The sequence below is a fragment of the Edaphosphingomonas laterariae genome, from assembly GCF_900188165.1.
Taxonomy (GTDB): Bacteria; Pseudomonadota; Alphaproteobacteria; order Sphingomonadales; family Sphingomonadaceae; genus Sphingomonas_E; species Sphingomonas_E laterariae.
The window spans coordinates 137,458-149,034 of sequence record NZ_FZOS01000001.1 but is presented as its reverse complement, the minus strand read 5'-3'; the positions used below and the strand labels follow the sequence as shown (position 1 = coordinate 149,034).

Annotated in this window: 8 protein-coding genes; 6 read left to right on the top strand and 2 right to left on the bottom strand. The window is 62.0% G+C overall.

Going from position 1 to position 11,577, the window contains the following annotated elements; all coding sequences use genetic code 11:
• The first annotated feature begins 124 nt into the window (after positions 1 to 124).
• The 6 genes from CHB74_RS00685 to CHB74_RS00660 all read left to right on the top strand — a co-directional run bounded on the left by CHB74_RS00685 (position 125) and on the right by CHB74_RS00660 (position 8,816).
• Positions 125 to 574, top strand: a complete 450-nt coding sequence (locus CHB74_RS00685; protein ID WP_089217679.1) for a MarR family winged helix-turn-helix transcriptional regulator — start codon at positions 125 to 127, stop codon at positions 572 to 574.
• 43 nt (positions 575 to 617) lie between these two features.
• The gene (gene hppD, locus CHB74_RS00680; protein ID WP_089217678.1) at positions 618 to 1,691 is read left to right on the top strand and encodes a 4-hydroxyphenylpyruvate dioxygenase; all 1,074 of its coding nucleotides are present in this window, start codon (positions 618 to 620) and stop codon (positions 1,689 to 1,691) included.
• Positions 1,692 to 1,712: 21 nt separating this feature from the next.
• Positions 1,713 to 2,999 (top strand): homogentisate 1,2-dioxygenase, encoded by a 1,287-nt coding sequence (hmgA, locus tag CHB74_RS00675; RefSeq protein ID WP_089217677.1) that lies wholly within the window; start codon positions 1,713 to 1,715, stop codon positions 2,997 to 2,999.
• 71 nt (positions 3,000 to 3,070) lie between these two features.
• Complete coding sequence (locus CHB74_RS00670) at positions 3,071 to 4,987, top strand: tetratricopeptide repeat-containing sulfotransferase family protein (RefSeq protein WP_089217676.1); 1,917 nt, start codon at positions 3,071 to 3,073, stop codon at positions 4,985 to 4,987.
• A 118-nt stretch (positions 4,988 to 5,105) separates the two neighbouring features.
• On the top strand, positions 5,106 to 7,487 hold the full coding sequence (locus CHB74_RS00665) for a TonB-dependent receptor (protein WP_089217675.1): 2,382 nt from the start codon (positions 5,106 to 5,108) through the stop codon (positions 7,485 to 7,487).
• 30 nt (positions 7,488 to 7,517) lie between these two features.
• Positions 7,518 to 8,816: an amino acid permease gene (locus tag CHB74_RS00660; protein WP_179220656.1), complete on the top strand. Its 1,299-nt coding sequence runs from the start codon at positions 7,518 to 7,520 to the stop codon at positions 8,814 to 8,816.
• Here the strand turns inward: CHB74_RS00660 and CHB74_RS00655 are convergent.
• Both CHB74_RS00655 and CHB74_RS00650 read right to left on the bottom strand, forming a co-directional pair.
• Positions 8,803 to 10,416: a phytoene desaturase family protein gene (locus CHB74_RS00655; protein ID WP_089217673.1), complete on the bottom strand. Its 1,614-nt coding sequence runs from the start codon at positions 10,414 to 10,416 to the stop codon at positions 8,803 to 8,805. The genes CHB74_RS00660 and CHB74_RS00655 overlap by 14 nt on opposite strands.
• Complete coding sequence (locus tag CHB74_RS00650) at positions 10,413 to 11,558, bottom strand: aromatic ring-hydroxylating oxygenase subunit alpha (RefSeq protein WP_179220676.1); 1,146 nt, start codon at positions 11,556 to 11,558, stop codon at positions 10,413 to 10,415. The genes CHB74_RS00655 and CHB74_RS00650 overlap by 4 nt, the downstream gene beginning before the upstream one ends.
• Between the last annotated feature and the right edge of the window lie 19 nt (positions 11,559 to 11,577).

Genomic DNA, 11,577 nt, shown 5'->3' with positions numbered 1-11,577 from the left:
GCATTCTCTTTCCGAATCAATGGCAAGATACAACCGCGGCGAGGGGCTGTCGAAGGGCTAGGTGTCGTTAAGGTTGATATTGTTTCATTTGAAACTGCAATTTTCATCGCTTATGATGTGAAACATGCCTCACTCCGCGCTGCAGCTCGACAATTTCATTCCCTACCGATTGTCGGTAGCGACCAACGCGGTGAGCGCCGTCATCGCCACGCTATATGAGCGGCGATTTGGCATCAGTATAGCGGAGTGGCGAGTGGTTGCTATCCTCGGAGAGGGCGCGGCGATGGCGCCCCGTGCCATCGTAACACGTGCGAAGCTCGACAAGGTAACGGTCAGCCGGGCGGCCAAGGCTCTGGAGGGCAGGGGGCTGATCGGCCGGACGGCCGATGATGCGGATCAGCGCTCCCATCGCCTGGCGCTGACGGCCGCCGGGCGCGCGCTTTATGAGACGGTGGCCCCAGAGGCGCTGGCCATGGAGGCGAAGCTTCTGGCGGGCTTTGCTGAGTGGGAGCGGGGGGCGCTGGATAGCCTGTTGCGGCGGATCGAGGGTGCGGCCGAGGCTTGTGGATATTAGTTTCCAATGATACGAAATAGGCATTGTTTGTGGAGTGTGATTGATGGTCGACGCGCATGAAAATCCGCTCGGGCTCGACGGGTTCGAGTTCGTCGAGTTCACTGGTCCCCAGCCGCAGGCGCTGGCCGATCTGTTCGAGGCGCTGGGCTTCACGCACCTGGCAACGCACCGCTCCAAGAATGTCCGCCGCTATGCGCAGGGTGACATCAACTTCCTGTTGAACATGGAGCCTTCCGGCCAGGTTGCCGATTTCCGTGCCGCGCATGGTCCGTCGGCCAATGCCATGGCGTTTCGCGTTCACGACGCGGCACAGGCATTTGCGGAGGTGGTGAAGCGTGGCGCCAAGCCGGTGGAAGGCCCCGTCGGCCCGATGGAACTCAATATTCCGGCCATCGAAGGCATTGGCGGGTCGAACCTGTATCTCGTCGATCGCTATGGCGCGCAGGAAATCTACGACGTCGATTTCAAGCCGGAGCCAGGCGCCGCGCGCGATGCCCGGTCGGTCGGGCTCCACACGCTCGATCACCTGACCCATAATGTCCAGCGCGGGCGGATGGCGCATTGGGCGGAATTCTACGAGCGCATCTTCAATTTCCGCGAAATTCGCTATTTCGACATCGAGGGCAAGGCGACCGGCCTGTTCTCCAAGGCGATGACGGCGCCGGACGACAAGATCCGCATCCCGCTCAACGAAAGCCAGGACGAACATAGCCAGATCGAGGAGTTCCTGAAGGAGTATAAGGGCGAGGGCATTCAGCATCTTGCGCTTGCGACCGATGATATCTTCGCCACGGTCGATCGGCTCCGCGCAAATGGCGTCCGCTTTCAGGACAGCCCGGAAACCTATTTCGATCTGATCGACAAGCGTCTGCCGGGGCATGGGCATGACGTGGAAGAAATGCGCAAGCGCCGCATCCTGATCGACGGCGCGCCGGAAACCGGCGGCGGCATTTTGCTGCAGATCTTTACCGAGAACATGGTCGGCCCGATCTTCTTCGAGATCATTCAGCGCAAGGGCAATGAGGGCTTCGGCGAAGGCAATTTCAAGGCGCTGTTCGAAAGCCTTGAGCTCGACCAGATCCGCCGCGGCGTCATTCCCGGCCAGGTGGAGGCCTGAGTTAAGGGCGGGGAGGCGCGCATGCCCGATTACCTGACCGGGTTCGGCAACCATTGTTCGAGCGAGGCGGTGCCGGGTGCGCTGCCGCAGGGGCGTAATTCGCCTCAACGCCCGGCCTTTGGCCTTTATGCTGAACAGCTATCGGGCACCGCCTTCACGGCCCCGCGGGCACAAAATCTGCGAAGCTGGCTCTATCGGCTGCGGCCGAGCGGGGGCCATGGGTCTTACGCGCCTTATGACGGTGCGCCCGGCTTTCAAGTTGACGCGGAGGGCGAGCCGCTCGCGCCGAACCGGTTTCGCTGGTCGCCGCTCGCAATGGACGACGTGGATGCGGACCTGATCGATGGCCTGACCCGCATGGCATCGAACCGCGATCCGGGTGCGATGGACGGTGTGACCGTTCACATCTATCGCGCCAATCGCGACATGGCCCGCCGCGCGTTCTTCAATGCGGATGCCGAAATGTTGTTCGTGCCGCAGCAGGGCAGGCTTCGCCTTCTGACCGAACTCGGCATTCTGGACTTGTCGCCCGGCGAGATCGGTCTTGTCCCGCGCGGCGTGCGCTTTCGCGCCGAGCTGCCCGATGGTTCGGCGCGTGGCTATGTCGGCGAGAACCACGGCACCCATTTTCGGTTGCCGGACCTTGGACCGATCGGCTCCAACGGCCTTGCCAATCCGCGGGACTTTCTCACGCCGTGCGCGTGGTTCGAGGATCGTGACGAACCTTTCGACCTGATCCAGAAGTTCCGCGGGCGCCTGTGGGTGGCGCGCCTCGATCACTCGCCGCTCGATGTGGTCGCCTGGCATGGCAATCTCGCGCCGTGGAAATATGATCTGGCGCGTTTCAACACGATCGGGACAGTGAGCTTCGATCATCCCGACCCTTCGATCTTCACCGTCGTGACGGCGCCATCCGACACGCCGGGCGTCGCCAATTGCGATTTCGTTATCTTTCCGCCGCGCTGGATGGTGGCGGAGGATACGTTCCGGCCGCCCTGGTTCCATCGCAATGTGATGAGCGAGTGCATGGGCCTGATCCACGGCGCCTATGACGCCAAGGCCGATGGCTTCGCGCCCGGCGCGCTCAGCATCCACAATCTGATGTCGAGCCACGGGCCGGATGTTGCGAGTTGGACGGCCGCGACCGAGGCGTCACTTGCGCCGCACAAGATCGAAGGCACGATGGCATTCATGTTCGAAAGCCGTTGGCCGTTCATACCCGCCGCGCAGGCGCTGTCGCTGCCCGAATTGCAGCCCGATTATGACGCCTGCTGGCAGGGCTTCCCGAAAGCGCGCCTGCCGATATAGCCCGCTTGAAGCATCCCGCTTTTCTCGCCACAACTTGCCAGGAATGCAGGGCCGGGGGAGGCTGGGGATCGATGGCAAGCGGCGCGGCGCAATCGACAGGAACATTGGCCACCGCGCTCGCCCACGGGCATGAATTGCTGTCGGCGCGGCCAGCTCTGGCGCTTGAGCAGGCGCGGGCGATCATTGAGGTTGCGCCGGACCATGGCGAAGCGCTGGCGTTGCTGGGCCGCGCGCACGCAGCGCTTGGCCAGCGTGACGCTGCGATCGCCGCGCTGCGGCTCGCGGTGGTGCAGGTTCCCGGTTCGGCAGATGCCTGGCGAACGTTGGGCGACCAGTTGATCCTTGCGGGCGACAATGACGCGGCGGATGCGGCATATGCCCGCCACATCCGCGCCTCCATCAACGATCCGCGCCTGCGCGAGGCGGCGGAAGCCTTGTGCGACCACCGGCTCGATGTGGCGGAGCGCATCCTGAAGCCGCATCTCAAGCAGTTTCCAACCGATGTCGCCGCCATGCGCATGCTTGCCGAACTGGCCGGGCGGATCGGGCGTTATGCCGACGCGGAAAATCTGCTGCGGCGTGCGGTTGAGCTCGCGCCGGGTTTTGCGGCCGCACGCTTCAACCTTGCGACGGTGCTCTATCGCGAGAACAAGGCGGTCGCGGCGCTGGCCGAGCTTGATCATTTGCTCGAAGGGGAGCCCGGCAATCCGGCCTATCGAAACCTCAAGGGCGCCGCGCTCGGGCGGATCGGCGATTTTGACGATGCCATCGCGCAGTTCGAGGCCGTGCTGGCGGTGCGATCGGGCGAGGCGAAGATATGGATGAGCTATGGCCACGCGCTCAAGACGGTAGGGCGCCAATCGGATAGCGTTCACGCCTATCGGCGCAGTATTGCATTGCGCCCCACGCTTGGCGAAGCCTGGTGGAGCCTTGCCAACCTAAAAACCGTGAAATTCGACCTTACCGATATCGCGACGATGGAAACGGCGCTGGCCACATCTTCGCTGGAACCGGAGGACCGCTTTCACCTCGATTTCGCGCTCGGCAAGGCGCGCGAGGACGCGGGTGATGCGGACCTGGCCTTTGCGCATTATGAGCGCGGCAACGACCTTCGGCGGACGTTGATAGATTATGATGCGGAGACCACCACCGAGCAGGTCGACCGCGCTACTGCACTTTATACGACGGCCTATTTCGAAGCGCGGGCTTCACAAGGCAGCCCGTCGCCCGATCCGGTCTTCATCCTTGGCATGCCGCGCGCGGGATCGACACTGATCGAGCAGATTTTGGCAAGTCATCCGATGATCGAAGGCACGCAGGAACTGCCGGACATCATCGCGATGGCGAGGCGGCTGAGCGATGGGAAGATTCGGGCGACGGATGGCTGCTATCCCGAAATCATTGGCACCCTCGACGCCGGTGCGCTTGCTGCGCTTGGCGACGAATATGTCGAGCGGACGCGGGTTCATCGGAAAACCAGCAGGCCGCATTTTATCGACAAGATGCCGAATAACTGGCTGCATGTCGGTTTGATCCTGTCGATCCTGCCCCACGCCAGGATCATCGACGCACGGCGCCATCCGCTTGATTGCTGTTTTTCCAACTACAAGCAGCATTTCGCGCGCGGGCAGGCGTTCAGCTATTCGCTCGACGATATGGGGCGTTATTACCGCGATTATGTGCGGTTGATGGCGGCAATCGATATTGCCGCGCCGGGGCGCGTGCATCGCGTTCATTATGAGGCGATGGTCGACGATACCGAAGCCGAGGTCCGGCGCCTTCTCGCCTATCTTGGCCTGCCATTCGATCCGGCGTGCTTGCGCTTCCACGAATCCGGGCGGGCGGTGCGGACAGCAAGTTCGGAACAGGTCCGCCAGCCGATCTATCGTTCGGGCATGGGGCAGTGGCAGCCCTTTTCCGCGCACCTCGGCCCGCTGCGGGCGGCATTGGCGGGGCTTGATGAAAGCTATCCGAAAATTGCCATCTGACTGTTGCTGCCCTGCAACAAAGGCCGATTGACGTCGCCCCGTTAAAGTTCCAGCTTCGCACCATAAAGCCGCGTCAACAGCGGTACATAGTCGGCTCAAGCATTGGGGGTTAGAGGCGATGTTCAGTGGGGTAATCCAACCGCGAAATTTTCATGTCGCGGGTGCTGCGGTGCTGTTGGCGTCCACGATACTTTCCAGCGGGGCACATGCTCAGCAGACGAGTGGCGTGCGCTCGGACGACATCATCGTTACGGCGACCAAGCGGTCCGAAAATCTTCAAGACGTGCCGATGGCGATCACCGCGATCGGCACGGAAAAACTGGCGCAGTTACAGGTCGCCGATTTCGACGATTATGCGCGCTACCTGCCCAGCCTGTCCTATCAGACGACAGGCCCGGGTGGTTCCAACGTCTATTTCCGTGGCGTGGCATCGGGTGAGAATGCCAACCATTCCACATCTTTGCCGTCGGTCGGAACCTATCTTGATGAACAGCCGATCACGACGATCCAGGGCGCGCTCGATATCCATATCTACGATATCGCACGGGTAGAGGCGCTGGCGGGGCCGCAAGGCACGCTTTACGGCGCGTCGAGCCAGGCTGGCACGGTTCGCATCATCACCAACAAGCCCGATACGACCGGATTCTATGGCGGCGCCGATCTGGAGTTGAACACGGTTGCCCATGGCGGCGAAGGCTATGTCGGCGAGGCTTTCGTCAACGTGCCGATCTCCAGCGCGGCGGCCGTGCGTCTGGTCGGCTGGTATGACAAGGATGCGGGCTTTATCGACAATGTGCCCGGAACGCTAAATTTCCCTTCGTCTGGCATCGCCTTCGACAACGCCGATCTGGTCGAGAAGGATTATAACGACGTCGAAACCTATGGCGGCCGCGCGGCGTTGAAGGTCGATCTGGACGAGAACTGGACGACAACCCTTGGGGTGATGGGGCAGAAGCAGGTCAGCCATGGCTTCTTCGGCCAGGAATCCGGCCTCGGCAAATTGCAGGTGCAGCAGTTCAATCCCGAACGCTTTAACGACCGTTGGATACAGGCTGCGCTGACGATCGAAGGCAAGCTTGGCAGCTTCGATGTCACCTATGCCGGCGCTTATCTGAAGCGGCGCGTGAGTGGGCAGTCGGATTATTCCGATTATGCTTATTTCTACGATGCGCTTTATGGATCCGGTGAATATTTTTATGACAATGATGGCAATCTGGTAAATCCGAACCAGTATATCGTTTCGGATGACCGCTTCACAAAGGAAAGCCATGAGCTTCGTATCGCATCACCGGCCGAAAATAGGGTCAGGTTCATCGGCGGTCTGTTCTATCAAATCCAGAAGCACAACATCGAACAGAATTACATCATCGATGGCATCGCGGATTCGATCACGGTGCCTGGAACCGCTAGCGATATCTGGCTGACCAAGCAGATTCGCAAGGATCGGGATTATGCGGCCTTCGGTGAAATTACGGCTGACGTGACCGAAAAGTTCACGATCACGCTCGGCGCGCGCATATATCGCTACGACAACTCGCTGGTGGGCTTCTTCGGATATAACTATCCCGGATATACGTCCAACCCGATCTACGAATGCCAGGGACCTGCGCAGGTGAAGGGTTCACCCTGCACCAATCTCGACAAGCGGACCAAGGACACGGATTTCATCCAGAAGATCAACCTGACCTACAAGTTCAATGACGACGCGCTCGTTTATGCGACAGCGTCACGCGGCTATCGCCCGGGCGGCATCAACCGGCGCGGATCCTTGCCGCCCTATCAGCCCGATTTCATCGACAATTATGAAATCGGGTTCAAGACGAGCTGGCTTGATCACCGGCTTCGGATCAATGGCGCGATCTATCAGCTTGACTGGACCGACATTCAATTGAGCTTCCTGGGCGCGAACGGCCTCAGTGAAGTCCGCAACGCAGGCGATGCCCGCATTCGCGGCGGTGAACTGGATATCACTGCTCGGCCGGTGGACGGCCTGACATTCACATTAAGCGGCGCCTATACCGACGCAAAGATCACCAAGGATTTCTGCGCGGTCGCCAATCTGGCTTTCGACTGCACGACCCCCGCGGGAAATGAGTTGCTGGCGCCTGCCGGCACGCGCCTGCCGATCACCGCAAAGTTCAAGGGCAATGCGCTCGCCCGCTATGATTTCCCGATCGGATCATTGCAGGCCCATGTGCAGGGATCGGTGATTTATGAAGGCCGCCGCACCACCGATCTGCGGCTGGTGGAGCGGGACATCGTCGGCGATCTGCCTGATTATACCACCGCTGACGCCAGTGCCGGCATCGCCGCCGAAAACTGGTCGCTGGAATTGTTCGTGCGCAACCTGTTCGACAAGAATGGCGCGGTGGGCAAGACCATCCAGTGCGGCGAAAGCGTCTGCGGGGATCCCGCCGGCGAAACGCTGATCGGCGGCAAGATCTACACCTATCCCACTCAGCCGCGCACGATCGGCATCAAGATGGGGACGAAGTTCTAATCCATGGCGAAGCGCGCGGGGACTGAGGCAATGGCCGCCAAGCTTCCCCGCGCGCTGGGCTTCTGGATGTGCCTGGCGCTTGTCGTCGGCAACATGATCGGTTCCGGCGTCTTCCTGCTGCCCGCCAGTCTGGCGCCTTATGGCTGGAATGCGCTTTTCGGCTGGTTCATCACCATCGCCGGCGCGCTTTGCCTTGCTTTCGTGTTCGCCCGCCTGTCGGCTGTGCTGCCGAAAGCCGGTGGTCCCTACGCCTATGCGGATGCAGCCTTCGGCCCGACGATCGGCTTCATCGTCGCCTGGAGCTATTGGGTGATGCTCTGGTCCGGCAATGGCGCCATCGCGGTAGCCGTGGTCAGCAGCATCGGGTTGCTTATGCCGCAGATCGGCGCCACGCCGGGATTGCCGGCACTGCTGGCGGTCGCGCTGGTGTGGGGGGTGACGGCGATCAACATTTACGGCGTCGCGGCGGCGGGGCGCGTGCAGGTCGTCACCACCTTGTTGAAATTGCTGCCTATGGCGGCCGTCGTGATCGTCGCGGCGATCATTCTGTCGGACGACGGCGCGGCGGCCGTCGCGCCCTGGCAGCCGGGCCAGATCGGGGTGGGGGCCGTGGCGGCAACCGCCGCGCTCACTTTCTGGGGGTTTCTCGGCCTGGAGTCCGCGACCGTCCCGGCCGGACAGGTGGAAGATGCGGCGCGCACCATTCCGCGGGCAACGCTGTGGGGCACCGCCTTTACCGGGCTGGTCTATGTGCTGGTCTGTTCGGCCGTCACCTTGCTGATGCCGGCCGACACCGCCGCAAAATCACCGGCGCCGATCGCCGAATTCGTCGGTTTGCGTTGGGGGGCGGGGGCTGCCGATGTCATAGCCTTGTTTGCCGCGATCAGCGCGTTCGGCACGCTGAACGGGTTCGTGCTCGTCCAGGGGGAAGTGCCGTGGGCAATGGCGCGGGGCGGCGTGTTTCCTGCGTGGCTCGCCAAGTCCAGCCGGCGCGGCACACCGGCCCGTGCCCATATCGTATCCAGCCTGCTGCTGACGATCGTCACCCTGATGAACTATAGCCGGGCGATGACGGACCTGTTCGCGTTTATCGCACTGGTTTCCATCGCGGCGGGGCTGATCGCCTATCTGGTGTCGGCGCTGGCCGCGATCAAATTGCTGCCGAACGACGGCATGGTGCGCGTAATCGCGCCGCTCGCCGGGGTCTTTACACTATGGACGCTCTACGGCTGCGGGCTGGAGGCGGTGGCGTGGGGCGGCGTGCTGCTGCTCGCCGGCATCCCCATCTACCTCGCCGTCCGCCGCACTCGTTTCGCTACGCCCGCCTGAGCAGGCGGCCGACGAAGCTCCGATCGGCCAGAATTTCGTGCGCGGCATTGTGGCCGGGCGCGCCGGTGACGCCGCCGCCCGGATGCGTGCCGGCGCCGCACATATAAAGCCCCTTGATCGGGCCGCGATAATCGCCGTGGCCAAGCATCGGCCGCGACGCCCACAACTGGTCGATCGACATATGGCCGTGCATGATATCGCCGCCGATCAACCCGAACTTGCGTTCGAGATCGAGCGGCGAATGGATTTGTCGCGCGATCACAGACGCCTTGAAGTTCGGCGCGTGCTGATTGACCGTTTCGATGATGTGATCGGCGGCCGCCTCGCGCTCATCATCCCAGTTGCGGCCATCGGGCAAGACGGGCGCGAATTGCTGACAGAACAGGCTTGCGACGTGCTGGCCGGGAGGGGCGAGGCTGTCATCAACGGTGGACGGGATCTTCATTTCGACGATGGGTTGCTTGGACCAGCCGAATGCCCGCGCATCCGTATAGGCCTGATCCATATAATCCAGCGTCGGCGCGATGATGATGCCACAGCTGTGATGTTCAGCCTTTTCCTTGCCCGGCAACACGGTGAAATCAGGCAGTTCGGACAGGGCCACGTTCATCCGGAACGTCCCCGACCCGGCCTTGTAATGGTCCATCCGCCGGGCGAATTCCTGCGGCATATCGGCACGGTCGACCAGTTGCCGATAGAGCAGGGCTGGGCCGACATTGGCGGCCACGATCGGCGCGGCGAGCTCTTCACCGCTTTCCAGCCGAACGCCGGAAACCTTGCCGCCATCGACCAGCAGTTTCGCGACCGGGGCCTCGAGGCTGATTTCGACGCCCAGCTTGGCGCAGGCGGCGGCCATCGCCTGGGTGATCGCCCCCATGCCACCGACGGCATGGCCCCAAGCGCCCTTCTTGCCGTTCACCTCGCCAAACACGTGGTGCAGCAGCACATAGGCCGATCCCGGCGTATCGGGGCTGGCATAATTGCCGACCACGGCATCGAAGCCGAACGCCGCCTTCACATATTCATTCTCGTACCAGCTATCGAGAAAGCTGCGCGCGCTCTTGGCGAACAGGTCCATCACGTTACGCTGTTGTTCCACCGTCAGGCCGGCCAGGCGCCGCCCCTGCACGGCGGCCGCAATCAGGGCGCGCAATCCGCCTCCGGCATTAGGCGGCGTCTGAAGCGCGAGATCGCGAAGAACCTCCGAAACACCTTCCAGCGCCTCTTCATAGGCCGGGAAGATATCGGCATCCTTTTGCGAATAGCGCGCGAACTCCGCCTGCGTGCGGCCCATGCCGCCGCCGAGCTTGAGATAGCCGCCATCATGCGGGAAAAAGTTGCTGATCGTGCGTTCGATCACGCGATAGCCATGATCGGCCAGCCGCATGTCCGCGATCACCTTGGGACGCAGCAGGCTGACGGTGTAGCTGGCCGTCGAATTGCGGAATCCGGGGTGAAACTCCTCCGTAACCGCCGCGCCGCCGACGACATGGCGGCGCTCGAGAACGCGAACCTTCAGCCCCGCGCGCGCCAGATAGAATGCGCAAACAAGGCCGTTATGGCCGCCGCCGATGATGATGGCGTCATATCGTTTGGTCATGCGGCATGGCTCCAGCCCGCAACGGGTGCTTCAGGTAAATTGGCTTCGGGGATCAGGTGACGCAGCTTGCGCGCGAAGCTCGCGAGGCAAACCTCGCTCTCGCCAAGCGGCCCCACCGTATAGCTGGGTGACGCCATGCCTTGCTGGACGCGTTCGATGATCTGCGTGTCTTCCTTGTTCACCTGGCGATTGATCCGCCAGTTGAGATATTGGGCGGCACGCATCTCGCGCCGATCATCATCGGGCAGGCGATAGCTGATCTCGCGGATCAGCGAGGTCGTAGGGCTGATCGGCAGGAACTGCATGAAATCGATCTGATCCGGGTAGATTTCGAAGGCGAAGTTCGGCCACAGCTTGTAATAGAGCCAGAGGCGTTGATTTGCCTCTGGCAGATGGTCCACCCGCGGCAACAGGGCCTGATAGGCGCGCTCGGACGGATTGGACGAAAGGCGGTCGACCACCACGCCCCACATCTTGTCGACATGCTCGCTCGCTTCGATGCGGTAGCCGTCGCGGCCGAAAAGCCGGGTCAGCCCCGGATGCGCCACCGGAATGTGCAGGCCATCCGAATAATTGTCGGCGATATTTTTCCAGTTCACCGTGCGCGGGCGCAGCGTGACGCGGCCGATGGCGCGCATGTCCTCGAACCGATAGGGTGCGACCTCCGCGTCATAATGCCCCATCATCTCCGCCACACGCGGGCCATCCCCCGCCAGGCGGACGAAGATGAAGCCGCGCCAGGTGTCGATATCCACCGGTGCCAGCCCGTGGTTGTCCAGATCGAGCGCGCGATAGTCGCTCTTCATCGGGACGCCGGTAAGGCGGCCGTCATTATCATAGGTCCAGGCGTGATAGGGGCAGACGAGCTTTCTTGCGCAGCCGGTTGGCCCATCGACCAGCCGCGAGGCACGATGGCGACAGACATTGGCGAAGGCGCGGATCGTGCCATCATCGCCACGGATCACGATCACGCTTTCGCCGATATAATCCAGCACATGATAGTCGCCCGGCAGCGGAATATCGCTGACATGGCAGACGATCTGCCATGATGGACGGATCACCCGCTCCATTTCCACCGCGAAATATTCCGTATCATTGTAAAGCCAGGCCGGCAGGCTGGTATTGCCGCTGTCGGCGAACATTGCCGCAGGCCCTGTAAAT